General features: G+C 24.9%; 23 protein-coding genes and 1 tRNA gene. 6 read left to right on the top strand and 18 right to left on the bottom strand.

Annotated features, from left to right (window positions below):
- The first annotated feature begins 38 nt into the window (after nt 1-38).
- The 4 genes from gldE to H0H78_RS00440 all read left to right on the top strand — a co-directional run bounded on the left by gldE (nt 39) and on the right by H0H78_RS00440 (nt 4,569).
- Nucleotides 39-1,352 carry a gliding motility-associated protein GldE gene (gene gldE, locus H0H78_RS00455; RefSeq protein ID WP_185851069.1) on the top strand — a complete coding sequence of 438 codons (1,314 nt, stop codon included), beginning with the start codon at nt 39-41 and terminating at the stop codon, nt 1,350-1,352.
- A 371-nt stretch (nt 1,353-1,723) separates the two neighbouring features.
- Nucleotides 1,724-2,029, top strand: a complete 306-nt coding sequence (locus tag H0H78_RS02995) for a hypothetical protein (RefSeq protein ID WP_238783763.1) — start codon at nt 1,724-1,726, stop codon at nt 2,027-2,029.
- Between the two features lie 129 nt (nt 2,030-2,158).
- Nucleotides 2,159-3,853 (top strand): DNA mismatch repair endonuclease MutL, encoded by a 1,695-nt coding sequence (gene mutL, locus H0H78_RS00445; RefSeq protein ID WP_185851068.1) that lies wholly within the window; start codon nt 2,159-2,161, stop codon nt 3,851-3,853.
- A 14-nt stretch (nt 3,854-3,867) separates the two neighbouring features.
- Complete coding sequence (locus tag H0H78_RS00440) at nt 3,868-4,569, top strand: rhomboid family intramembrane serine protease (RefSeq protein WP_185851067.1); 702 nt, start codon at nt 3,868-3,870, stop codon at nt 4,567-4,569.
- Here the strand turns inward: H0H78_RS00440 and lepB are convergent.
- Entirely contained in the window at nt 4,566-6,053 is a 1,488-nt protein-coding gene (gene lepB, locus H0H78_RS00435; RefSeq protein ID WP_185851066.1) for a signal peptidase I, read from the bottom strand. The two genes, H0H78_RS00440 and lepB, sit on opposite strands and share 4 nt — an antisense overlap.
- Nucleotides 6,054-6,064: 11 nt before the next feature.
- The gene (gene dapB, locus H0H78_RS00430) at nt 6,065-6,793 is read right to left on the bottom strand and encodes a 4-hydroxy-tetrahydrodipicolinate reductase (RefSeq protein WP_185851065.1); all 729 of its coding nucleotides are present in this window, start codon (nt 6,791-6,793) and stop codon (nt 6,065-6,067) included.
- Between the two features lie 86 nt (nt 6,794-6,879).
- On the opposite strand from dapB, the gene H0H78_RS00425 reads away from it, so the two are divergent.
- Nucleotides 6,880-6,964 (top strand) — tRNA-Leu (locus H0H78_RS00425).
- A 36-nt stretch (nt 6,965-7,000) separates the two neighbouring features.
- On the opposite strand, the gene ilvC is transcribed toward H0H78_RS00425, so the two are convergent.
- The 14 genes from ilvC to atpB all read right to left on the bottom strand — a co-directional run bounded on the left by ilvC (nt 7,001) and on the right by atpB (nt 20,960).
- Nucleotides 7,001-8,047: a ketol-acid reductoisomerase gene (gene ilvC, locus H0H78_RS00420; protein WP_185851064.1), complete on the bottom strand. Its 1,047-nt coding sequence runs from the start codon at nt 8,045-8,047 to the stop codon at nt 7,001-7,003.
- Nucleotides 8,048-8,074: 27 nt separating this feature from the next.
- Nucleotides 8,075-8,362: an acetolactate synthase gene (locus H0H78_RS00415; RefSeq protein WP_185851063.1), complete on the bottom strand. Its 288-nt coding sequence runs from the start codon at nt 8,360-8,362 to the stop codon at nt 8,075-8,077.
- A 17-nt stretch (nt 8,363-8,379) separates the two neighbouring features.
- A complete protein-coding gene (gene ilvB, locus H0H78_RS00410) occupies nt 8,380-10,077 on the bottom strand; it encodes a biosynthetic-type acetolactate synthase large subunit (protein WP_185851062.1) in 1,698 nt (565 codons plus the stop codon).
- Nucleotides 10,078-10,080: 3 nt separating this feature from the next.
- Nucleotides 10,081-11,769 (bottom strand): dihydroxy-acid dehydratase, encoded by a 1,689-nt coding sequence (gene ilvD, locus H0H78_RS00405; RefSeq protein WP_185851061.1) that lies wholly within the window; start codon nt 11,767-11,769, stop codon nt 10,081-10,083.
- Between the two features lie 293 nt (nt 11,770-12,062).
- Nucleotides 12,063-13,247: a tRNA 2-thiouridine(34) synthase MnmA gene (gene mnmA / locus H0H78_RS00400; protein WP_185851060.1), complete on the bottom strand. Its 1,185-nt coding sequence runs from the start codon at nt 13,245-13,247 to the stop codon at nt 12,063-12,065.
- A gap of 34 nt (nt 13,248-13,281) precedes the next feature.
- On the bottom strand, nt 13,282-14,409 hold the full coding sequence (locus tag H0H78_RS00395; RefSeq protein ID WP_185851059.1) for a DnaJ C-terminal domain-containing protein: 1,128 nt from the start codon (nt 14,407-14,409) through the stop codon (nt 13,282-13,284).
- Between the two features lie 2 nt (nt 14,410-14,411).
- Nucleotides 14,412-14,990 (bottom strand): nucleotide exchange factor GrpE, encoded by a 579-nt coding sequence (locus tag H0H78_RS00390; protein WP_185851058.1) that lies wholly within the window; start codon nt 14,988-14,990, stop codon nt 14,412-14,414.
- A gap of 89 nt (nt 14,991-15,079) precedes the next feature.
- Complete coding sequence (trpS, locus tag H0H78_RS00385) at nt 15,080-16,063, bottom strand: tryptophan--tRNA ligase (protein ID WP_185851057.1); 984 nt, start codon at nt 16,061-16,063, stop codon at nt 15,080-15,082.
- Between the two features lie 28 nt (nt 16,064-16,091).
- Nucleotides 16,092-17,009, bottom strand: a complete 918-nt coding sequence (gene atpG / locus H0H78_RS00380) for an ATP synthase F1 subunit gamma (protein WP_185851056.1) — start codon at nt 17,007-17,009, stop codon at nt 16,092-16,094.
- A 2-nt stretch (nt 17,010-17,011) separates the two neighbouring features.
- Entirely contained in the window at nt 17,012-18,595 is a 1,584-nt protein-coding gene (gene atpA / locus H0H78_RS00375; RefSeq protein ID WP_185851055.1) for a F0F1 ATP synthase subunit alpha, read from the bottom strand.
- Between the two features lie 17 nt (nt 18,596-18,612).
- Nucleotides 18,613-19,149 (bottom strand): F0F1 ATP synthase subunit delta, encoded by a 537-nt coding sequence (locus tag H0H78_RS00370; protein ID WP_185851054.1) that lies wholly within the window; start codon nt 19,147-19,149, stop codon nt 18,613-18,615.
- Between the two features lie 14 nt (nt 19,150-19,163).
- A complete protein-coding gene (gene atpF / locus H0H78_RS00365) occupies nt 19,164-19,658 on the bottom strand; it encodes a F0F1 ATP synthase subunit B (RefSeq protein ID WP_185851053.1) in 495 nt (164 codons plus the stop codon).
- A gap of 8 nt (nt 19,659-19,666) precedes the next feature.
- Nucleotides 19,667-19,894: an ATP synthase F0 subunit C gene (atpE, locus tag H0H78_RS00360; protein WP_185851052.1), complete on the bottom strand. Its 228-nt coding sequence runs from the start codon at nt 19,892-19,894 to the stop codon at nt 19,667-19,669.
- Nucleotides 19,895-19,907: 13 nt separating this feature from the next.
- Nucleotides 19,908-20,960: a F0F1 ATP synthase subunit A gene (gene atpB, locus H0H78_RS00355; protein ID WP_238783762.1), complete on the bottom strand. Its 1,053-nt coding sequence runs from the start codon at nt 20,958-20,960 to the stop codon at nt 19,908-19,910.
- Between the two features lie 104 nt (nt 20,961-21,064).
- On the opposite strand from atpB, the gene H0H78_RS00350 reads away from it, so the two are divergent.
- Complete coding sequence (locus H0H78_RS00350) at nt 21,065-22,210, top strand: trans-sulfuration enzyme family protein (protein ID WP_185851051.1); 1,146 nt, start codon at nt 21,065-21,067, stop codon at nt 22,208-22,210.
- On the opposite strand, the gene cysS is transcribed toward H0H78_RS00350, so the two are convergent.
- Together cysS and folE are read right to left on the bottom strand one after the other, a co-directional pair.
- Nucleotides 22,202-23,689 (bottom strand): cysteine--tRNA ligase, encoded by a 1,488-nt coding sequence (gene cysS / locus H0H78_RS00345; protein ID WP_185851050.1) that lies wholly within the window; start codon nt 23,687-23,689, stop codon nt 22,202-22,204. The two genes, H0H78_RS00350 and cysS, sit on opposite strands and share 9 nt — an antisense overlap.
- A 15-nt stretch (nt 23,690-23,704) precedes the next feature.
- Nucleotides 23,705-24,376 (bottom strand): GTP cyclohydrolase I FolE, encoded by a 672-nt coding sequence (gene folE / locus H0H78_RS00340; protein WP_185851049.1) that lies wholly within the window; start codon nt 24,374-24,376, stop codon nt 23,705-23,707.
- Nucleotides 24,377-24,413: the final 37 nt, after the last annotated feature.

Here is a 24,413-nt window from a genome sequence, read left to right as displayed (position 1 = left end):
AATCCTGTGTTTTCTTCTTAATATTAAAATTAAGTCTATTGGAAAAAGAATTTTCGAAGAATATTTTTTTAGAAAGCTCTATATATATTGTGGTTTTTTATTTTGTTTTAATCATAATATTATTATTGTTTTCTGCATTGATATCTGGTTCAGAAACTGCTTTTTTTTGTCTTGAAAGGAAAACTATTGATCAAGAAAGAAAAAAAAATATTTCTGAAGGAAATAAAATATTAAATATTCTTAATAATAGAAAAAAACTCTTAGCAACTATATTAATATCCAATAATTTTTCCAATATAGGAATTGTTATAATAAGCTCATATTTAATTAGAGAATTTTTACAAAAGAATTTCCATTATTCCATTTCTATTAATTTTCTTTTAGAAGTAATATGTTTGACTTTTATATTGCTTTTATTTGGTGAAATAATACCAAAAATATATGCTAAAAAAAATAATTTTCGTTTTGCTCTTTTCATGTCAAAAAAATTGATTTTTCTTGGAAAAATATTGAATCCAATTAGTAAAATAATGATTACTTTTTCTAAAGTAATAGAAAAAAAAATGACCAAAAAAAAGAATAAAATATCTGTAGATCTTCTTTCTAAAGCTTTAAAAATAGCTTCTATGAACAAAAAAAATATTAAAGAAAGTCAATTCTTACAAAGAATTGTGAATTTTGGAAATACAGAAATTCATCAAATTATGACTCCTAGAATAGATATGTTTTCATTAAATAGAAATATGTTTTTTTTAGATGTTTTAGAAATTGTTCGTTATCAAGGATATTCTAGAATTCCTATCTACAAAGATAGTATAGATGATATAGAAGGAGTACTCTTTGCTAAAGATCTTCTTCCATTTATTCATAACATGAAACTTGAATGGATTCAATTACTTCATCCTCCATTTTTTGTTCCAGAAAATAAAAAAATAGATGATCTTTTGAACGATTTTAAAAAAAAAAAGATACATTTAGCAATTGTTGTAGATGAATATGGAGGAACTTGTGGTTTAATTACTCTTGAAGATGTGATAGAAGAAATAGTAGGAGATATCACTGATGAATTTGATGAAAAAGATATGTCTTATTCTAAATTAGATCAAAATAATTATTTATTTGATGGAAAAACTTCTTTAATTAATTTTTATCGTATTATGGGAATAAAAGAGGAAGTTTCTTTTGAAAATAAAAAAGGAGATGCGGATACTTTAGGAGGTTTTATAATGGAAATAAATAAGGAATTTCCAAATCGGGAACAGAAAATTAATTTTCTAAATTATTCTTTTATAATAAAGAATATAGATGATAAAAGAATAAAACTTATAGAAGTTATAAGAAAAAAAAGTTGAATAATTCAATTTTTCAGATTAAAATATAAAAATATTATGAATATCTTTTTTAACCTTTTTTATTTATTAAAAAAAAAATTTTAATTTTTTTTTGCAGTTTTATTTTCATCACATTAGTTTTATTTTTTCTTTATAAGAAATTTTTTCTTTTTCCTTCGGAAGAAAAAGCATTAAAAGAATTAACTTATTCTTTACAATATCTATCACAAGGAGAAGTAGATAAAGCTTTAAATAAGAAAAAATCAAAAAATCCTTATATAGGTTTTTATGGAATTGTTACTAAATATCCTTTTACAAAAGCTGGAAACATTTCTAAATTTTACGCAGGAATTTGTTTTTATAAATTAGGTAATTATAAAAAATCTATAGAAATGATGAAAACTTTTTCTGCAAAAGATGAAATTTTATCTTCTTTAAAATATGGAATTATAGGTGATGCTTTTTCACAAATTAGGAATAAAAATAAAGCTATAGAATATTATATCAAAGCAGCTAATATCAGAGAAAATGAAATAACAACCCCCTTTTATTATTATAAAACAGCTTTACTAACTTTTTCTATGGAAAAATATCATATTTCTAGATTTTTTTTTAAAAAAATAGAAAAAAAATATCCTTTTTTTTTATATAAAGAAAATGTAGATAAATATCTTATGTTTATTGAAAATAAAATATAATTTTTTGCATATAAAAGACTAAAATATTAATAAATATATTAAATTTAATATTTAAGATCTAAAACTTCTAACATAGTCATATGTTAAAAAAACTAGTTTATTTTTTATAAAGTCTACCAAATAAAATAAATGAAAGATTTTATTCAATTTTTACCAAAAGAAGTTATTAATCAAATAGCAGCAGGTGAAGTGATCCAACGTCCTTCTTCTGTATTAAAAGAACTTATAGAAAATTCAATTGATGCAAATGCAAAAAAAATAGATATCATTGTAAATGATTCAGGAAAAACATTAATTCAATTAATAGATAATGGAGATGGAATGAGTTTTAATGATGCTAGAATGAGTTTTATGAAGTATACTACTTCTAAAATAAGAAAAAAAGAAGATATTTTTAATATAAACACAAAAGGATTTCGTGGAGAAGCTTTGGCTTCCATAGCTTTCGTTTCTCAATTAGAAATTCAAACAAAAAATGAGATAAGTCCTGTAGGTTTTCACTTTTTTATAGAAGAAGGAAAAATAAAAAAAGAAATTCAAATCAATATGCTTAGAGGGACGAGAATTTCTGTTAAAAATATTTTTTACAAATTTCCTGCTAGAAGACGATTTTTAAAATCTTCTAGAATAGAGTATAAACATATTATCAATGAATTTTATAAAATAATTTTAGCTCATCGAGCTATTATTTACCGTTTTTATCATAATGACAAAATATTGTTTTCTTTTCAAAAAGCTAATTTAAGAGATAGAATACAAGAACTTTTTAATCAAAAAAAACTTTTTCCTCTTTCTATTATAATAAAAGAAAAGAAAATAAAAATAGAAGGATTTATAAGCCTACCGAATCATTCTTTAAAAAAAAGAGGAGATCAATTTTTGTTTATTAATAATCGTTGTATTACAAATCTCTTCTTACATAAAAAAATTATTTCTTCTTATGATGGAATCTTAAAAGATTTAAGAACTATTTCTTATTTTATTTTTATTGACGTCAATCCAAATTTAGTAAATTGTAATATTCATCCTTCAAAAAAAGAAGTAAAATTGGAAAAAGAAAATGTAATAGGAAATATGATTCAACAGGAAATAAAAAATATATTATGTTATCAATATAAAGTTAATAAAAAAGATTTCAATGATTCTTATTTATTTACAAATCATTATAATTCTTTTTTGGAAGAATTTTCTTATAAAGACCAAAGACTTTATCTAAAAAAGTGGTTTCATCAAATAAAAAATTTTGATAATGACACTTTTTTTATGAAAGAATTATCTAATTATGTATTTCAGAAAAAAAATATAAAAACATTTCAAATAAGTAGAAAGTATATTCTATTTTCATGGAATAATTATTTTATAATTTTAGATCAACATAAAGCTCATAAAAATATTTTACTAAATTTTTTTTTTAAAAAAAGGAATAAAAAATTGATCAGTCAACCTTTCCTTTTTCCTATTGAAATGAAATTATCAAAAAATGAATTTTTTTCATTAAAGAATATTGAATATGATTTATTGGAAATAGGATTTCATTTATATTTTTGTAATCAATCAGTTTATTTCTATTCTACACCAGAAAATGTACATCAAAATATACTCAATAAAATTTTTAAAAATATTTTAACATATAATTTTATTAAAGGAGAAAAAAATAATAAAGAAATACTTATTCAATCTATAGCGAAATATTCAGCTATAACATATGGAACTAAATTACATTCTAGAAAAATGGAATCTTTAATTAAAGATTTTTTTTCTTTCAAAGAAAGAATATATGCAGAAAATCCTACATTTTTTGTTTTAAAAAAAAATTTTAAATAAAAAAAACTTAATAAGTGAATTTTTATATATCAAATTTTAATTCATATGCTGTAAAACATTTAATTAGTATTAATATACTTATGTATACAGCTACTTTTGTTTTTACACAATATAAAATAGAAAATTTATTTTCTTTATACCATCCCTTAGATGATAGATTTGAATTATATCAAATTTTCACTCATATGTTTGTACATTCCAAACATCTTTTTATGCACATTCTTTTTAACATGTTAGCTTTATTCATGTTTGGAGGACAAATAGAATCCCTATTAGGAATTAAAAAATTTCTTATAATTTATTTTTTATCAGGAATTATAGCTGCTTCATTACAATTGTTCTTTAATACCAGTATTCTTTATTATTTTTCTCATTCTTTGGATTTTTCTAAAGCACAAAAAACTTTATATGATTTAAATCCAGAACAACGTATAAACCTTTATTCTTCTATGTATTCTCCTATGATGGGTGCTTCTGGAGCTGTTAGTGGTATAGTAGGGGCTTTTGCTCGATATTTTCCAGAACATAAAATATTTATTTTACCTTTTCCTTTTCCTATTGCTGTTAAAAAAGCTTTATTTATTTTCATTTTTGGAAGTTTATTTTCTGCTGTTTTTAATTTTTCTCCTGGTATTGCTCATTTTGCTCACATTGGAGGTATATTATCCGGTTATTTAATAGGAGACTTTTTTTTAAAAAAAGAAAGAATGTATTAATTAATTAAGCATAAAAAATATATTAATATAAATATGAAAAGAAAACAAAAATAACAATTTTTATCATTTATTGTAGTCATAATTCTATCCCAACGAAACTTCCAATCTAAAAAATTAAAAGGGTTTTTTCTATCCCAATCTATACTCATCCAGATGAGGATAGGTTTCCCTATAATATGATCTTCAGGAACAAAACCCCAATAACGGGAATCAAAAGAATTATGTCTATTATCTCCCATCATGAAATAATAATTTTTTTGTATTTTATAATAATCTGTTTTTTTTTTATTTATTAGAAAATGTGAATTATTATTATTAATAATTTTGTTTCCTTCATTTATAATAATATCATAGTAAATAACAATGTTTTTTGAATTTAATTTAATAATGTCACCTTTTTTAGGAATATATATAGGACCAAAAAAATCTCTATTCCAATTGTATTTATTAGAAAATATAGAAATTTCTTTGAAACCTATAGGAAATAGATTTTTTTTCAAAAAAACTATATTATCAAATAAATTTCTTATCTGAATTGATTTTTTTTCAGTCAGCATAACTTGATAATAATATTCATTATTTTTTTCTCCTATTATCTCTATATCTTCTACATCCATTTTATCCTTTAGATATTCCAAATTTAATGGAATTTCACTTGTTTTAACAAAATAAATTTGTTGTTTATTGTCAAGTCCCTTTTCTTTTTTTTGATTAACAAATAAAATTCCTTTCTTTATAGAAAGAACATCTCCAGGTAAACCAACGCAACGTTTAATATAATTTTCTTTCCTATCTATAACTTTATGATTAATATCTTTAGGATAGTTAAAAACAACAATATCATTTCTTTTTATAGATTGAATAGGAGTAAAACGAAAATAAGGCCATTGTAAAAATGGAATATAAGATTTCCATTTTCCTATTGAATTATGTGTAAATGGAATAGATATAGGAGTGATAGGCATTCGCAATCCATAATGAAGTTTGCTCACCATAATAAAATCACCTACTAGAATAGATCTTTCCATAGAAGAAGTAGGAATAATAAAAGGCTGCACAATATATGTATGTGTAAGAAAAGAAAAAATAAATGCAAATATAATATTTGATCCTGAATATTTTTCAGATTTTTTTTCTTTTATTTTTTTTAATTCTAGATGATTAAAATAATTAATATAGTAAATATATCCACCTAAAAATAAATAAAATAAAATTAAATCTTTTCTACTTGTTTTTCCAAACATATGAAGTATATCTAACCATAAAATAAAAAATAGAAAAATACTCGTTAAAGGAATAAATAAGAGGAATATCCAGAATACAGATCTATGAAAAACTCTTAAAAGAAGTAAAATATTATATATTGGGATACTCTGTTGTAAAAGAGATATTCCAATTTTTTTAGAAAGCTTCCATGTTCCTAAAATATGAATAATGTGTTCGATAAATAAAAAAATTAGACTAACAAAAATATATTTATACATAAAACACTTTTTTAAAATGTATTCAATCCTAATACTTCTTTCATTGAAAAAAAACCTTTTTTGTTTTTAATCCATTCTGCTGAAATTATAGCACCTAAAGCAAAACCTTCTCTACTATGAGCTTTATGTTGTATTTTTATATCTTCTGTTTTAGATGTATATGTTACTGTGTGTATTCCTGGTATATCTCCAAATCTTTTAGAAATAATCAGTATTTTATCTTTTAAATTCTTTTTTTTTTTATTTTCCTCTTTTAGAATCCACGTTTTCTTTACTTTATTATTAATTATATCTTTAGCTAAAGAAATAGATGTTCCACTTGGTTTATCTAGTTTTTTTACATGATGTAACTCTTTTATTTTTACTTCATAATCTTTAGCATATGGAAATAAAATTTTAGATAATTTTTGATTTACCTCAAAAAATATATTCATTCCAATACTAAAATTAGAAGAATATAAAAAACTTCCATTATTTTTTTTACATAAATCTTTAATAAGATTAAATTTATCTAACCATCCTGTTGTTCCACATACTATGGGTATATTATTTTCCAAACAAATTTTTATATTTTCAAAAGCAGATTCTGGTTTAGTAAATTCTAACGCAACATCTGTTTCTTGTATAGATATAGAAAGAGGACTTTTGTTAGATACAAAAGTAATTTTATGATTTCTGTTTTTAGCTATTTTTTCTATAGCTTTACCCATTTTTCCATATCCTATTATTGCTATTTTCATAATTAATTTTTTTAATGAAAAAATAAATTATATCTTCTTAAGACCTCGAAATAATCCTGTGAATAAAAAAAATTCACATAAATAAAACCCACGTGGTGAAATAGGTATACACGCCACCTTGAGGGGGTGGTATCCAATTTGGATGTGCTGGTTCAAGTCCAGTCGTGGGTACACCTTTTATTTATTATTATATATTCAAAATTATGATTAATTATTTTCTTCTGGTCTTAAACTTCTGATAGTTTTTCCAACTTTCCATAATTCGCTTTTTTGAATAGAAATTAATTCTTTTTTTAATTTAGATCTATAATTTGTAACACTGTTTTCTTCTATAATTCTATTTGCTTCGTTTCCAGAAACAACTTCGTGATATAATTGTTTAAAGATAGGTAAAGTAGCATCTCTAAATTTTTTCCACCAATCTAAAGCTCCTCTTTGTGCTGTTGTAGAACAATTTTCATACATATAATCCATTCCATTTTCTGAAATTAAAGGCATAAGACTTTGAGTTAATTCTTCTACTGTTTCATTGAAAGATTCCGAAGGAGAATGTCCATTCTCTCTTAAAACTTGATATTGTGCGGAAAAAATACCTTGTATAGCCCCCATTAAAGAGCCTCTTTCTCCTACTAAATCAGAATAAACTTCTTTTTCAAAATTTGTTTCAAACAAATATCCAGAACCAATCCCTATACCTATTGATAGAGCTTTATCTAAACTTTTTCCACTATAATCTTGATAAATAGCATAACTAGAATTTATACCTCTTCCTTTTTTAAAAAGTCTTCTTAAACTAGTACCTGAACCTTTAGGAGCTACTAAAAAAATATCTATATCCTTAGGAGGATAAATTTTTGTTTTATCTTTAAATGTTAATCCAAAACCATGGGAAAAATATAAAGATTTTCCTTTATTTATATATTTTTTAAGAATAGGCCAAAAAGATATTTGACCTGCATCTGATAAAAGATACATTAATATGGTTCCTTTTTTAGAAGCTTCTTCTAATGAAAATAAATTTATTTCTTCAATCCATCCATCTTGTAAGGCTTTATTCCAAGAAAGTGAATTTTTTCTTTGACCAACAATAACTTTAAATCCATTGTCTCTTAAATTGAGAGCTTGTCCAGGACCTTGAACTCCATAACCTAATACAGAAATCGTTTCTTTTTCAAGGATATTTTTTGCTTTTAATAAAGAAAATTCTTTTCTTGTTATAATTTTTTCCTCTACAGATCCAAATTTTATTTTCATAATTGATTTAAATTTTTAAATTTTAAACTAAAATATCGCTAATGATAAATCTATCTTTTTACGATAATTTTCTTTTATATTATAAAAGTAAACATGTGTAATTCCAATTAACTTCTCAATTAATTTTTTTAATTGAATTAATTTATAATCAATACATTCTAAATCAATAACATATTTGCTGTTTTCCATAGAGTCATGACTAGATGCACTTACATAATTTATCTTTAAATTTTTACGGTTCAATAGAATAAGTATTTTACTTAACAATCTAATTTCATTTTCCCCTAAAATTATGATTCTGAATTGATGCTTCATAGTATTTAATATTTTTTTTATGTTAAACGAATTTCATCTACAGCAGATCCTAAAGGAATCATAGGAAAGACATTATCTTCTTGTTCTATAAGTATTTCTAATAAGAAAGCTTTTTTTACGTTTAATGTTTTTTTTACGGATTCTCTTAATTCTTCTCTTTTATTCACTCTTTTTCCTTCAATATTATAAGCATTAGCTACCTTTATAAAATTTGGATTAACCAATTCTGTACAAGAATAACGTTTCTTAAAAAATAGATTTTGCCATTGACGAACCATTCCTAAAAAATTATTATTTAATAATATAATTTTTATATGAATGTTATTCTGTAATACAGTCCCCATTTCTTGTATTGTCATCTGAATTCCTCCATCACCTACAATACAGATCACTTGCCTATCTTTTGCTCCTAGTTTAGCCCCTATAGAAGCAGGCAAAGCAAACCCCATAGTTCCTAATCCTCCAGATGTTATTTGACTATTTTTACAGGTAAAGTCAAAATATCTTGATGCTATCATTTGATGTTGTCCTACATCTGTTACAAGAATTGCATTTTTTTGTTTATACTTATTTATCCACTTTATCACTTCTCCCATCTTTATTCCTTTTTTTTTGATAGGATTAAGATCTTTTCTTATTACTTCTCTTTCTTCTTTTTTTCTTAATTGATAAAATTTTTTTATCCATTTTTTATGAATAGACTTTTTTACATGAGATATTAATTTACTCAAAGTGATTTTACAATTACCTAAAATAGGAAGATGACATAATATATTTTTGTTAATCTCGGAAGGATCTACTTCTAGATGAATAATAATAGCCTTTTTTGCATATTTTTGAACATCTCCAGTTACACGATCATCAAATCGTATACCTATAGCTATGAGTAAATCGCTGTGATTAGTTAAAATATTTGGTGCATAATTTCCATGCATTCCTAACATACCGACATATAAAGGATGATGACTTTCTAAACTCCCTAAACCTAAAAGAGTACTGGCTACTGGTATTCCTGTTTTTTCTATAAACTTTTTTAATTCTTCTTCCGCCTGAGCTAAAATAACTCCTTGACCTACAATAATTAAAGGTTTAATAGATGAATTAATTAAAAATGCGGCTTCTTTTATTTTTTTTTCATCTATACAGGGATATGGATGAAAATTTTTTACCTTTTTACAAGGATGAAAAAGAAATTCCGTTTTTTGAAATTGAGCATCTTTTGTTATTTCTATTAAAACTGGACCTGGCCTTCCATTCTTAGCTATAAAAAAACCTTTTTGAATGGATTTACAAATGTTTTTAGCTTTTAAAATTTGAGTATTCCATTTAGTTACAGGAAGAGATATATCTATTATATTTATTTCTTGAAAAGCATCAGTTCCTAAAAGATGAGAAGATACTTGTCCTGTTATACAAAGAATAGGAGTACTATCTATTAAAGCATCTGCTAATCCTGTAATTAAGTTTGTTGCCCCAGGACCGGAAGTAGTAAAACATACGCCTACTTTTCCAGTTGCTCTTGCATAACCTTGTGCAGCATGAATAGAACCTTGTTCATGTCGCATTAATATATGAGTAATATTATTTAAATAATCGTGTAAAGAGTCATAAATAGGCATTATAGCACCTCCTGGATATCCAAAAATATATTCTACTTCTTCATATAATAGAGTTTTTATTACTATTTCCGAACCATAAAATAACTTCTTTTCCATACATCAAAATTGATCAGTAACACAACCTTCAGAAGCGGAAGAAACCGTTTTCATATATTTGTACAAATACCCCTTTTTAATTTTAAACAATGGTGGAATCCAACTTTTTTTTCTTTGATTTATTTCATTTTCTTCTACTTCAAGAGTCAGAGTATCGTTTTCTGCATCTATTTTAATAAAATCTCCATTTCTAATTATAGCTATCAATCCACCAGATTGAGCTTCTGGAGTGATGTGCCCTACAACAAATCCATGTGATCCACCTGAAAATCTTCCATCTGTAATAAGTGCTACATATTTTCCAAATCCAGAACCCATAATATAAGATGTAGGTTTAAGCATTTCAGGCATACCAGGCCCCCCTATTGGTCCTACATATCTAATAACGATAACATTTCCTTTTTGTATTTTATGATTGATAATAGCTTTATTTGCTTCCTCTTCTGAATCAAAAACTTTGGCTTCCCCCCTAAAGAATAAACCTTCTTTTCCAGTAATTTTAGCAATAGATCCTTCTGGAGAAAGATTTCCATATAAAACTCTAATATGTCCATCTTTTTTTAGAGGTTTATTTATAGGATAGATAATTTTTTGATTAAAATTTATATTTGGAACTCTTTTCATATTTTCGGATAGAGTATCTCCCGTTATTGTTAAACAATTTCCAGACAATATTCCTTCATTTAATAAATATTTTATAATTACGGGCATTCCTCCAATGTTCATATGTATATCTTCCATTAAAAAAACTCCACTAGGTTTTAGATTTCCGATGAGAGGAACTTTTTTGCTTATTTCTTGAAAATCTCTTAAAGTAAAATTTATATTAGCGTATTTAGCAATAGCTAATAAGTGGATAACTAAATTAGTAGAACCACCTAAACATAAAGCCAATTTTAATCCATTTTCTATAGAAGTTTTTGTTACAATATCTCTTGGTTTAATATTTCTTTCTAAGAGTATTTTTATATAATCTTTTACTTTTTCACATTCTTTTTTTTTCTCCTTGCTCGTTGATGGATAAGAAGAAGAATAGGGTAGAGTCATTCCCATAGCTTCTAAAAAAGAAGCCATAGTATTTGCAGTATACATTCCTCCACAAGCTCCAGGTCCTGGACAGGAATTTTTTACGATATTTTTATATTCTTCCTCTGATATCTGATTAGAGTTTTTTTTCCCTAATGCTTCAAAAGAAGAAACTATATCTAATTTTTTTCCATTATACCTTCCCGAAGGAATACTACCCCCATATACAATAATAGAAGGTCTGTTTAACCTAAGAATGGCCATCATAACTCCAGGAATATTTTTATCACATCCAGGTATAGCTATTATACCATCATAATGATGAGAATCGATTACAGTTTCTATACTATCTGCTATTAATTCTCTCGAAGGAAGAGAATATCTCATTCCATTTGTTCCCATAGTTATACCATCACTAACGCCTATGGTAGTTATTTGAAAACCTATCAAATCTCTATCAATAATGATTGATGATTTTATTTTCTTTCCCAACCTATCCAAATGCAAATTGCAAGGATTTCCTTCATACCAATTACTTACTATTCCTATTTGAGCTTTAGAAAAATCTTTTTCTTTCAATCCTGATGCATAAAGCATTGCATGCGATGCAGGTAAATTAGGATTTTCTGTTATTTTTTTACTAAAATTGTTAATCTTTCTTTCCATGATATGTTTTATAAATCAAAAAGCCCTACTGAGTTTTAAAAATCAAGTAGGGATTTAAAAAAATCTTTTTTCATTTAAGAATCTTCATCCTTTCATACATATCAAATTATATTATGTGTAAAAATAGAAAAAAAATAGAACATATAAAAGTATTATATTTGTTATTTTAATTATAATTTTTCTTTTTTTCAATGAAAAAATTATAAATTATGTAATAATAAATTAATTATGAATAAGTTTTTATCATTAAAATTATACTCTAATCTAAAATAGATCTTATTTATCATTACTTATTATGAAATAATTCCTGATCCTATTAATTCATTATTTACATACCAAACAGCAAATTGTCCTTCTGATATGGCACACTGCTTCATTTCAAATTCTATAAACATTCCATTTTTTGTTTTATATAAAATAGAATTTTGAAGTGGTTGTCTATAACGTATTCTGCAAAAAACACTCATAGTTTGACCTTGATTAACAATAGCTAAATCTTTTCTGATCCAATGAATGTTTTTTTCTTGAATAAATAAAGATTTTTTATACAAACCAGGATGATTTTTTCCCAATCCAGTATATACTATATTATTTTTTATATCTGTATCAATAACAAAAAGTGCCTTTTTTTTTCCTCCTATAGATAAACCTCTTCTCTGTCCTTTTGTAAAAAATTGAGCACCTTTATGATATCCAATAACTTTTCCATCTGATCTTTTATATTTTTTTTTGGATAAAAAAAACAATTCATCATCTTTAGATGAAAAAGATTTTTCTTTTTTAGAATAAACTGAAGAAGTTGAATCAACTTCAATAATTTCACCTTTTTTTGAAAATATTTTTTTCTGAAGAAATTTAGATAAATGGATTTTTCCTACAAAACATAAACCTTGAGAATCTTTTTTATAGGCGTTACATAACTCATACTTTTCAGCTATTTTTCTAACTTGTTTTTTAGTAAATTTTCCTAATGGAAATAAAGATTTATCTAATTGATACTGATTTAGTTGACATAAAAAATATGATTGATCTTTATTATAATCTTTTCCAGGAAAAAGACAATATATAATTTTATTATCTTTAATAATTTTTTTTTTATAAACATAATGTCCTGTAGCTATACAATCTGCACCTAAACTCATAGCTTTTTTTAAAAAAAGATGAAATTTTATCTTTTTATTACACAATATATCCGGATTTGGAGTTTTTCCAGATTTATATTCATTAAACATATAATCAATAATGAATTTTTTGTATTCTTTTTTCATTTCTACTACCTGAAAAGGTATTTTTAATTTATTAGATATTAACATTGCATCTATACTATCTTCTTTCCAGGTACAATTAGATTCATATCCTTCCTCATCATCCCAATTATGCATAAATAAACCTATAACTTCATAACCTTTTTTTTTAAGAATTAAAGCAGCAACACTAGAATCGACTCCTCCTGATAATCCTACTATTATTCTTTTCATTTTATTTTTTTCAAAAATAGGCCTGTAATTTTATTTAAGAAAACATTTCTCTAACTCGATCAAAAAAAGATTTTTCTGAATTTCCGGGATGAGGAAGAAAATTCTCATTTCTTCTCATTTTTTCAAAAAATTTTCTTTGTTCTTCATTAATTTTTTTTGGAGTCCAAAGATTGATATGAACTAGAATACTACCATAACCATATCCTTCAATATTAGGTAATCCTTTATTTTTTAACCTGAGTGTTTTTCCTGATTGTGTTCCTGCGTCTATTTTAATACGAGCTTTTCCACTAATAGTAGGAACTTCTTTCAAAGAACCTAAAATTGCATCTGGAAATGATATATATAAATCATAATGTAAATTACATCCTTCTCTTTTTAATTTTGAATGAGGTATTTCTTCAATTAAAACAATTAAATCTCCAGGAAACCCGTTATATGTGTATGGAGCTTCATTCCCTTTTCCAGATACTTTAAGTTGCATTCCTTCTGAAAGACCTGCAGGAATTTTAATGTTAACTAACTCTTCTTCTTTTATTAATCCGTATTTATTAGCTCCAAAAGGAGAGTTTTCAATTCTCTTTCCAGTTCCATGACATATGTTACATTGTGAAGTTGTTTGCATTTTTCCTAAAATAGTATTTGTGATACGAGTTATATGACCTGTTCCATTGCAAGAAATACAATTTTTGAAACGTACTCCTTTAGCCATTTTTAGTCTTTTAACTTTTACTTTTTTTTCTATACCTCTATAAACTTCTTCTAATGTAAGTTTAACTCTTATTCTAAGATCACTTCCTTTGATTGTTCTGCTATGTCCTGTAGATTTACCAAATCCAAAACTAGAAAAACCTTCGCCAAAAGCATCGGCAAATATATCTCCAAAATTTGCAAAAATATCTTCCATATTCATTCCGGATTCAGAAGAACTACCTTTCAATCCTTCATGTCCAAATTTATCATAACGTTGTCTTTTTTCTGGTTTACTTAAAACTTCATAAGCTTCAGCCGATTCTTTAAATTTTTCTTCTGCTTTTTTTTTATTATCCGGATTTTTATCTGGATGATATTTAATTGCTAATTTTCTATAAGCTCTTTTAATATCTTCTGAAGAAGCGTTTTTAGAAACACCTAGTACTTCGTAATAATCTTTTTTCACCATAATTATTTTCCAGTAATAACTTTAGCATGTCGTATAACTTTTTCTTGAAGAACATATCCATTTTCTATTATTTCTATAATTTTTCCCTTTAGACTTTCTTTAATAGCAGGTATTTGTGTGATAGCTTCATGGAAATCTGTATTAAAATCATCTCCTTTCTTTATTTTTATTTTATTTAATCCTTTTTCTTTCAAAATTTTTATAAATTTTTCTTTTATAAGAGATACTCCTTGAAGAATAATTTCGTCTTTTGATTTTTTTAATTCTTTAAGACTTCTTTCTAAATCATCTAAAATCGGAATAAAATCTATAATAATTTGTTGATGAACAGACCTTAAAAAATCTAATTTTTCTTTTTGAATACGTTTTTTATAATTTTCAAATTCCGCAAAAAGACGTAAAAATTTGTCTTTTTCTTTTTCTAAATTATCTTTAATTTTTTGGATTTCCATTAAAGAAGGATCATTTTTCTCTTTTTGAATATGTTTTTCCGTTTCAGAATCATAAATATCATTAGAATGGGAAGAATTCGAAAATTTTTTTTTGTCCTGATCTTCTGTATTTTTTTGATTAATATTCATAACGTAAAAAGTATTTACAAAACAATTCTATGCACTAAAAGCAAAATATTTGCCATATTTTTTAATAGTGTCATAATGACACGAAAATATTATCTTAATAATGTGTTAAAACTTAAATTTTTTCGTATATAATTCAGTCTTTCAAAAGCTATTTTCCTCGCTTTTTTTGCTCCCAAAAATAAAATGTGATCTAATAAAGATTTCTTTTTTATTAAAGAAAAAAATTTTTTTCTTTCATCTGAAAACTTATCAATGATACAATCATATAAAGTTTTTTTTGCATCTAAATAACCATATCCTCCCTTCAAATATTTACTTTTCATTACTTCGACTTGATTAATTGGAGCTATTAATTTATATAAGGTTATTATTCCATCGTTATCAGGATTTTTTTTATCATTTAATGATTTACTATCCGTATGAATTCTCATAATTTGTTTTTTAAGAATTTCATCAGTAGAAAAAATATTGATCCAATTTTTTTTTGATTTACTCATCTTTTTACCATCTATTCCAGGAATAGATTCTGTTTCCTTTTGTATAAAAGCTTTAGGTAAAATAAACACTTTTTTTCCTATTTTTTTATTTAACCTTTTTGCTATATCTCTCGTTATTTCTATGTGTTGTAATTGATCTTTACCTACGGGTATAACTTCTGCATTATAAAGTAATATATCTGCGGCCATTAATATCGGATAAGTAAATAAGCCTACACTAATTTTTTCTTTCACATGATTAATATTTTCTTTGAAAGAATGACTTAATTTAAGTCTTTTATGTGGATAAAAACAGCTTAGATACCAAGCTAATTCAGTTACTTCTGTTACATCAGATTGTCTATAAAATAGACTATTTTCTGTGTTTAATCCAAAAGCTAGCCATGCTGCAGCTACTTGGTAAGTATTATGACGTATAATCTCCATATTTTTAATCTTTGTCATTGAATGCAAATCAGCTATAAATATGAATGAAAAATATTTATTAGAAAGATCTAAGGATGGAATGATGACGCTTAAAATATTTCCTAAATGGGGTGTTCCTGTACTTTGAATTCCTGTTAATATTTTTTTCATAATCTTTTTCTAAGATAAAAAAAACTATTTAATTTTGATTTAAAGCTTCTAGTCCGCTAATAATTTCGAGTATTTCATTAGTAATAGAAGTTTGTCTTTCTTTATTATAATTTAACATAAGATGATTTTTAAGATCATAAGCATTTTCTGTTGCTTTATGCATAGAAATCATTCGTAAAGTATGTTCAGATGTATGAGATTCTAATAAATTATTAAATAATCTTGCACTAATAAATTTTGGAATAATATATTCTATAATTTCTTTTATAGTTGGCTCCAATATGGAAAATTGGTATAAATTTTTTAGAGTTTTTTTTTGATGAATATTATTTGAAATATAAATAGGAAGTAATTTTTCTATATTTGTTTTTTGAAATAATGAATTTTTTAAATGATTATATACAATATAAACTGATGTTATTTTTTTCGATAAAAAATCTTTGATTAATCTTTTTACAAAGAGATATATTTCCTTATAAGAATAATTATTTAATCTTGATTTCTTTTTTTTTTGATCATAGATATACATATGATATTTTTGTTTCAATAAAAAGTGAAATCCTTTTTTACCAATTGGAAAAAAAAGACAATCATTATTGATATAACTATTTTTTTTTACAATATTATGAATATTTTCAAATATGGATGAATTAAAACTTCCACATAATCCTCGATCAGAAGTTATTATTATAAATAATTTCTTTCTTTTATTTAAAGAAGAAGAAAAAAATAAATTTTTTTTATGAAAATCTTTTTTCCTTTCTAAACAAGAAAACAAGAAGTTTTCAAACAATTGTTTTATATATTCTAAATATTTTTGATTATGTAAAAGTAATTTTTTTGAAGTTCGTAATTTGAAAATAGAAATCATTTTCATAGCTTCCGTCGTCTTTATAACAGATTCTATGGATAAAATTCTTTTTTTTATCTCTTTTGGATTAGACATAATTAGGAAGAAGTATATTTTTCACTTAACTCTCTAGCTACTTTTTCTAAAATATCAGATAATTCTTTATGAAGAATTCCTTTTCTTAAGTCTTTTAACAAATCTTTATGTTTTTCATTTAAATAAAAAAGATATTCTTCTTCAAACTTAGATACTTTTTCAAGAGGAATTTTTTTTAAAAAATTTCTAGATCCAGCATAAATAATAGCAATTTGATCTTCTATATTATATGGATAATGAGGAGGTTGTTTCAATATTTCTATATTTCTTTTTCCTTTTTCTATAATTTTTCTAGTAACAGGATCCAATTCTGAACCAAATTTTGAAAAAGATTCTAATTCTCTAAAATGAGCTTGATTCAACTTCAAAGAAGAAGATATTTTTCTCATAGACTGTATTTGAGCAGAACCTCCTACTCTAGATACAGAAATACTATCATTGATAGCCGGACGTATCCCAGAATGGAACAAATCTTTTTCTAAAAAAATCTGTCCATCTGTTATAGATATAACATTTGTTGGAATATAAGAAGATACATCTCCAGATTGTGTTTCAATAATAGGAAGTGCAGTTAATGATCCTCCACCTTTAATTTTTTCTTTTATTGATTCTGGGACATCATTCATTTTTTCTGCTATTTTTTGATCTTTTATAATTTTAGATGCTCGTTCTAATAATCTGGAATGTAAATAAAAAACATCACCAGGATATGCTTCCCTACCAGGAGGACGTCGTAATAAAAGAGATATTTCTCTATAAGAAACTGCTTGTTTTGAAAGATCATCATAAACAACTAAAGAAGAACGACCTGTATCACGAAAATATTCTCCTATAGCAGTACCAGAAAATGGAGAAAAAACTTGTACAGAAGCAGGATCTGATGCATTAGCATAAACAATAACAGTATAAGGAAGAGCTCCACACTTCTCCAATAATTTCCTTATTCTTGCTACTGTAGATCCCTTCTGACTGACTGCAACATAAACACAATAAACGGCTTTATCCGTTCCATATAATTCTTTTTGATTAAGGATAGTATCAATAGCTATAGTGGTTTTTCCCGTTTGTCTATCTCCAATAATCAATTCTCTTTGTCCTCTTCCTATAGGAATCATAGAATCGATAAACTTTATACCTGTTTGAAGAGGTTCTTTAACTGGCTCTCTATATATAACTCCTGGAGCTTTTCTTTCTAATGGCATTTCAAATAATTTTCCTTCTATAGGTCCTTTTCCATCAATAGGATTTCCTAATAAATCGACTACACGTCCTAACATTCCTTCTCCTACTGGAATAGAAAGAATTTTTTTTGTTCGTTTTACTACATCACCTTCTTTAATATCTTTTGATGAACTAAGTAAAACAATACTTACATGGTCTTCTTCTAAATTTAATACTACTCCCTTATTTCCATTATGGAATTCAACTAATTCTCCAGAAAAAACAGAGTTTAAACCAACAGATCGAACTACTCCATCTCCTATTTGAACAACGATTCCGTATTCACATAATTTAGATTCATATTTAAAATCAGATAATTGTTTTTTAATAATTGATGATATTTCAGAATATTTTAAATCTGACATGAGAATAAAAACTTGATTTAATAATTGTTAAATATTTTTTTAAGGTTAAAAAATTTTCCTTTTATACTAAAATCCCATTCTTTATATCCTACATGAAGAATAAAACCTCCAATAATAGATGGATCTTTTTTGTTAAGAATGTGATATTTTTTGTTTCTGAATTCAATTTCAGAAGAAAAAATTTTTTTAACAATATTTTCTTGAATTCTTTTATCTAAAAAACAAGATGTAGTTAAAATACATTTCAAAAATCCTTTTTTTTCTTTATATATTCTTTTATACTCTAAAAAAATTTCTTTCGTAAAAGATTCTCGTTTTCGTAGAATTAAAATTTTTATAAAATGAAAAATAAAAGGATCAAAAAGAGATTTTTTCAAAATATTTATTTTTTTACTAGGACTTAATAATTGAGTATAAAGAACTTGACTTAATTCAAAATTTTCGGATAATAAAAGCAATATATTTTTAATTTTACGATAAATAGAACTGTTTTTATTAGAATATTCAAAAAAAACGTTAGCATAACGTCTAATTATTTTTCTTTCTGAAAACATGTTAATAAACTTTATTATATTTTATTTATTAATTCTTTAATATATTTTTCTTGTTTATCTCTTGTTTGATTTGAAGAAAATTTTTGTTTTAAAATATTTTCAGCAATTTTAATAGAAATATTACCTACTTGATTTTTCAATTTTAAAATTGCAATCCTTTTTTCTTCTTTTATATTTTTTTTAGTTTCTTCTATCATTCTTTTCCTTTCATTAAGCCCTTTTTCTATAGATTCATATTTGATTTTTTTTTGAATTTCTATAGCTTCTTTTAAAAGAAGATCTCTTCTTCTTCGAGTTTCTTTCAAAATTGTATCTTTTTTATATTCCACCATCTCTAATTCTTTTTGAATTCTATCAGCTGTTTCTATAGAAACTTTAATTTTATCCTCTCTTTGATCTATAAATTTTATAATAGGCCTCCAAGCAATTTTAGAAAGAAATAAAATTAGCAATACAAATATTACCGTTTGCCATACAATTAAACCAATAGAAGGTGTAACTAAATCCATTTAGTTTGTTATTTAAATACAGCTAATAAAGCAGTCACTATTCCAAATAAAGCGGCTCCTTCAATAAGAGCAGAAGCTACAATCATAGCATTTTGTATCTTTTCTGAAGCTTCTGGTTGCCTGGCAATGGATTCCATTGCGGAACTTCCAATTTTTCCAATTCCAAAACCCGCTCCTAAAACTGATAAACCTGCACCTAGAGCGGCTAAACCTGAGTAAGTTAAATCTATGTCCATAAATAATATTTTTTTAATATGTTTCGTGTTTATAATTTTTAACAGTCATTCCTATAAGCAAAGACGATAAGGCTGTAAAAATAAAAGCTTGCAAAAAAGAAACCATAATTTCTAACAAAGAAATAAATAAACTGAAAGTAATAGAAAAACCAATCATGAAAAAATTCTTAAAGAGAAAAATAAGACAAATAAAACTCAAAATAATGATATGTCCAGCCGTAATATTTGCAAATAAACGAATACATAATGTTAATGGACGAATAAATAATCCTATTAATTCTATTGGAGCTAATATTAATTTAATTATAACAGGAATATTAGGCATCCAAAAAGTATGTTTCCAATAACTTTTATTAGAATTAAATATAACAATCATAAAAGTTATTATAGCTAAAGAAAACGTAGTATTTATATTCCCTGTTACATTTGGAAATCCTGGTAAAAGTCCCATTAAATTATTAATTAATATAAAAAAAAATATAGTTAATAAAAAAGGAAAAAAAATTTTATATTTTCTCTTTCCTATATTTGGAATAACAATCTCGTTACGAATAAATAAGATTAAGTATTCTAAAAAAAGACCTAACCTACATTTTGGTTGATAGTTTTTATAACTTTTTACCATTCTTATAAAGATGAAACATAAAACTAAAAAAGAAAAAATAATAGATACTACATTTTTCGTTATAGAAAAATCCAATGGTCTATTATTTTTTGGATATCCATTTTTTATATATAAAGTTCCAATAGAATTAGTTTTATATATTTTGTCTTGAAACATTCTATAGTTTCCGTATTTACCTTGAACTACTTTTCCATGATAAAATTGAGAGGATAAAAAAAATTCACATCCATTTCCTTTATTCCACAAAAGGACTGGTAAAAAGATAGAAAATCCTTTTTCTCCTTTTTTTTTTCCAAAAAAATTCCATTCATGAGAATCGATTACATGTTCAATAATAGTCTTAGATACATCAATCCTTTCATCTTTTTTAGATTTAGAGAAAAGATACGAAGTAAAAAAAAGACTAAGAATAGAGTAGAAAAAAAATGATATTTTATACACAATAATTAGTGAAACGTAAAGAACAAATTTAGATTTTTTTTTTAAAATGAATTGAAATAGTAAATTTGCATTAATTAAGAAATCTTCTAAAAGATTTAATTACAATGAAGGAAGAAACAAGATTAATTCAAAACATTTTATCGGATCCACTTACAGGAGCTATAACTACTCCTATCTACCAAACTTCCACTTATGTACAAGAAGCCCCTGGTGTTCATAAAGGGTATGATTATACAAGAACGAATAATCCTACAAGGAAAATCTTAGAAAAGATTATTACAGACTTAGAAAAAGGTTATAAAAGCCTAGCTTTTTCTTCTGGATTAGCATCTGTAGATGCTGTTTTAAAATTACTAGAGAATGGAGATGAAATAGTTGCTGTAGATGATATTTACGGAGGGACTTATCGTTTATTGAATTTGTATAAAAAATTAGGAATTCATACAAAGTTTGTGGATACAACTCATTCAGAAAACATAATTTCTATTCTTTCACCTAAAACAAAAATGATTTGGTTGGAAAGTCCTACGAATCCTACTTTGAAGATATCTGATATAAAGCATATCAGTGAATCTTCCAAAAAGGTTTATCCAAATATCATGATAGTAGTGGATAATACTTTTGCTACACCTGCTCTTCAAAATCCTATTATTTTAGGTGCTGATATGGTAATTCATAGTGCTACAAAATATATAGCGGGACATTCAGATGTTTTGGCTGGATTAATTACAGTTAAAAATCCAGATTTTTATGAAAAATTGAAATATATACAAAATTCTACTGGAGGTATTTTATCCCCCTTCGATTCTTGGCTAACTATTAGAGGTTGTCAAACTTTGTATTTACGTATAAAAAAACAATCCGATAATGCTTTTAAGATTGCCTTATTTTTATTAAAAGAAAAAAGTCATTTGATTGATAAAATTTATTATCCTGGTTTATATCAACATAAAAATCATACAATAGCAGCAAAACAACAACTCTCTTTTGGAGGAATAGTTTCTTTCAGTTTGAAAAATGACACGATAGAAAATGCAAAAAAAGTAGTAACATCTACTAAATATTTTAAGTTAGCAGAAAGTCTAGGAGGAACAAAAAGTTTAATTTGTCATCCGGCTACTATGACTCATAAGTCTACACCTTTAGAAGTGAGGAGAAAAACAGGAATTCAAGATTCACTTATTCGTCTATCTTTCGGAATAGAAAATTCAGAAGATTTATTAGAAGATATAAACAATGTATTACAATAATGTAGATTTTTCATCATGCACGGAAATACCTATCCTGGATAATTCGTTTCGAATTTTATCTGAAAGAATCCAATTTCTTTCTTTTCGTGCTTTTATACGAATTTCTAGCAAAATTTTAGTAAGCATATTTAATTTTAAAGAAAAATTTTCCACAGATTTTTCTTCTATATATTTAAGACCAAGTATATCAAAAATAAAGAAATTCATATACTTTTTTAAAAGAAAAAAATTAGAATTTTTTCTATTATCATTTACATTATTAACGAAATAAACTGCTTTGAATAAATAAGAGATTAATAAAGGAGTATTAAAATCATCATTTATAGCATTATAACAATTTTTAATCCATTGATAAATATCAAATAAATTGTTTTCTTTATCATCTTGAATCTCAACTATAGAGAATTTTTCTAATATTTTCATTGTATTCATCAAGCGGTTATATCCTTTTTTAGCGTCTATAAGTCCTTTTTCAGAAAAATTTAAAATACTTCGATAATGAGATTTAAAAATAAAAAATTTTATAATTACAGGATGATATATTTCTTTATCATATTTATTAGTATGACATACTAATTCTTTCATGGATAGGTAATTTCCTGTAGATTTACTCATTTTTTTATGATTGAATGTTAACATATTTATGTGCATCCAATAATTAGCTAAATCTTTTTTATAAAGACTAAAAGATTGGGCTAATTCACATTCATGATGTGGAAATTTCAAATCAACACCTCCACCATGGATATCAAAATTAGGACCTAAGTATTTCATACTCATAGCAGAACATTCTATATGCCAACCAGGAAACCCTTTTCCCCAAGGAGAATTCCAGTTCATAATATGATTTTTATTAGATTTTTTCCAAAGTGAAAAATCTTGAAAATGACGTTTTTCATCTATAAATTTGAATTTATTATTCAATAAATAATCTATTTTATTATGACTTATTTTTCCATAAAAAGATGATTGACTATATTTTTTTATATCAAAATAAACGGATCCATTTTTCTCATAAGCTGAATTTCTTTTAATTAATTCTTGAATCATATCAATTTGTTCTACGATATGACCGGAAGCTGTTGGTTCAATACTTGGAGGTAAAGTATTAAATTTTTTTAAGATTTCATGACAAGAAATGGTATATTTTTGAGCGATTTCCATTGGTTCCAATCCTTCTATTCGAGATCTTTTAGATATTTTATCCTCATTTTCTTCTAAATGGCCTATATCTGTTATATTTCTAATATAACGGACTTTGTACCCCAAATGTTTAAAATAACGAAAAACTAAGTCAAAAGAAATAAAAGTTCGACAGTTTCCTAAATGTAAATGATTGTAAACTGTAGGACCACAAACATATATACCTATACAATCCTTATGATTAGGTTTAAATAATTCTTTTTTTCCAGTTAAAGAATTATATATTTTTACTTTTTTTTTTATAAAATTCTTATAATTATTTATATTTATTTTCATTGAAAAGAAAATGTTTTAGGATATTCCAATAGAATGGAAAAATTCTCTTCTTACTTCTAAATTTTTTTGAAAACGACCTATTAACTCGGTCGTAATTGTACTAGTATTTACATCTTTAATTCCACGAGAATTTACACATAAATGTTTTGCATCTATCACACAAGCTACATCTTTTGTTTTCATAATCTTTTGCAAAGATTGAACAATTTGTATAGTTAAACGTTCTTGAACTTGAGGTCTTCTTGCATAAAAATTTACAATTCTATTAATTTTAGAAAGACCTATTACTTTTCCGTTAGAAATATATCCAACATGTGCTTTTCCTACAATAGGAAGAAAATGATGTTCGCAAATAGAATAAACGGCTATATTTTTTTCTATTAACATGTGTTTATATTGATATTTATTTTCAAAAGTTGATAAATTAGGGTAATTTTTAGGATTTAATCCACTAAATATTTCTTTTACAAACATTTTGGCTACACGCTTAGGTGTATTACGTAAACTGTCATCAGTCATATTTAAACCTAATATTTCCATTATATGATAAAAATATTTCTCTATTTTATTAATCTTTTTTTCATCACTCATCAGGAAAGCATCGTTACGTAGTAAATTTTCATGATTATCTAAAATAGGAGAGTTAATTTTATTAACTATTTTTTTCTGTTGGTGTTCTTCTCCCATTTTTTAATATCAAAAATTTAAACTACGATAAACAAAG

It is taken from the genome of Blattabacterium cuenoti, assembly GCF_014251235.1.
Taxonomy (GTDB): Bacteria; Bacteroidota; Bacteroidia; order Flavobacteriales; family Blattabacteriaceae; genus Blattabacterium; species Blattabacterium cuenoti_AF.
The sequence above is the reverse complement of the archived record's forward strand: the minus strand, read 5'-3'. Positions and strand labels throughout refer to the sequence as shown.

Excerpts from the sequence above, each read along its gene's own strand:
- mnmA (WP_185851060.1), bottom strand. The coding sequence starts at position 13,247 with ATGAAAAGAATAATAGTAGGATTATCAGGAGGAGTCGATTCTAGTGTT.
- H0H78_RS00390 (WP_185851058.1), bottom strand. The coding sequence starts at position 14,990 with ATGAATATTAATCAAAAAAATACAGAAGATCAGGACAAAAAAAAATTT.
- dapB (WP_185851065.1), bottom strand. The coding sequence starts at position 6,793 with ATGAAAATAGCAATAATAGGATATGGAAAAATGGGTAAAGCTATAGAA.
- ilvB (WP_185851062.1), bottom strand. The coding sequence starts at position 10,077 with ATGGAAAAGAAGTTATTTTATGGTTCGGAAATAGTAATAAAAACTCTA.
- H0H78_RS00395 (WP_185851059.1), bottom strand. The coding sequence starts at position 14,409 with ATGGTGAAAAAAGATTATTACGAAGTACTAGGTGTTTCTAAAAACGCT.
- atpE (WP_185851052.1), bottom strand. The coding sequence starts at position 19,894 with ATGGACATAGATTTAACTTACTCAGGTTTAGCCGCTCTAGGTGCAGGT.
- atpG (WP_185851056.1), bottom strand. The coding sequence starts at position 17,009 with ATGTCTAATCCAAAAGAGATAAAAAAAAGAATTTTATCCATAGAATCT.
- atpA (WP_185851055.1), bottom strand. The coding sequence starts at position 18,595 with ATGTCAGATTTAAAATATTCTGAAATATCATCAATTATTAAAAAACAA.
- H0H78_RS00415 (WP_185851063.1), bottom strand. The coding sequence starts at position 8,362 with ATGAAGCATCAATTCAGAATCATAATTTTAGGGGAAAATGAAATTAGA.
- ilvD (WP_185851061.1), bottom strand. The coding sequence starts at position 11,769 with ATGGAAAGAAAGATTAACAATTTTAGTAAAAAAATAACAGAAAATCCT.
- atpF (WP_185851053.1), bottom strand. The coding sequence starts at position 19,658 with ATGGATTTAGTTACACCTTCTATTGGTTTAATTGTATGGCAAACGGTA.
- H0H78_RS02995 (WP_238783763.1), top strand. The coding sequence starts at position 1,724 with ATGATGAAAACTTTTTCTGCAAAAGATGAAATTTTATCTTCTTTAAAA.
- H0H78_RS00370 (WP_185851054.1), bottom strand. The coding sequence starts at position 19,149 with ATGTTTTCAGAAAGAAAAATAATTAGACGTTATGCTAACGTTTTTTTT.
- cysS (WP_185851050.1), bottom strand. The coding sequence starts at position 23,689 with ATGAAAATAAATATAAATAATTATAAGAATTTTATAAAAAAAAAAGTA.
- lepB (WP_185851066.1), bottom strand. The coding sequence starts at position 6,053 with ATGTATAAATATATTTTTGTTAGTCTAATTTTTTTATTTATCGAACAC.
- H0H78_RS00350 (WP_185851051.1), top strand. The coding sequence starts at position 21,065 with ATGAAGGAAGAAACAAGATTAATTCAAAACATTTTATCGGATCCACTT.
- folE (WP_185851049.1), bottom strand. The coding sequence starts at position 24,376 with ATGGGAGAAGAACACCAACAGAAAAAAATAGTTAATAAAATTAACTCT.
- trpS (WP_185851057.1), bottom strand. The coding sequence starts at position 16,063 with ATGAAAAAAATATTAACAGGAATTCAAAGTACAGGAACACCCCATTTA.
- mutL (WP_185851068.1), top strand. The coding sequence starts at position 2,159 with ATGAAAGATTTTATTCAATTTTTACCAAAAGAAGTTATTAATCAAATA.
- ilvC (WP_185851064.1), bottom strand. The coding sequence starts at position 8,047 with ATGAAAATAAAATTTGGATCTGTAGAGGAAAAAATTATAACAAGAAAA.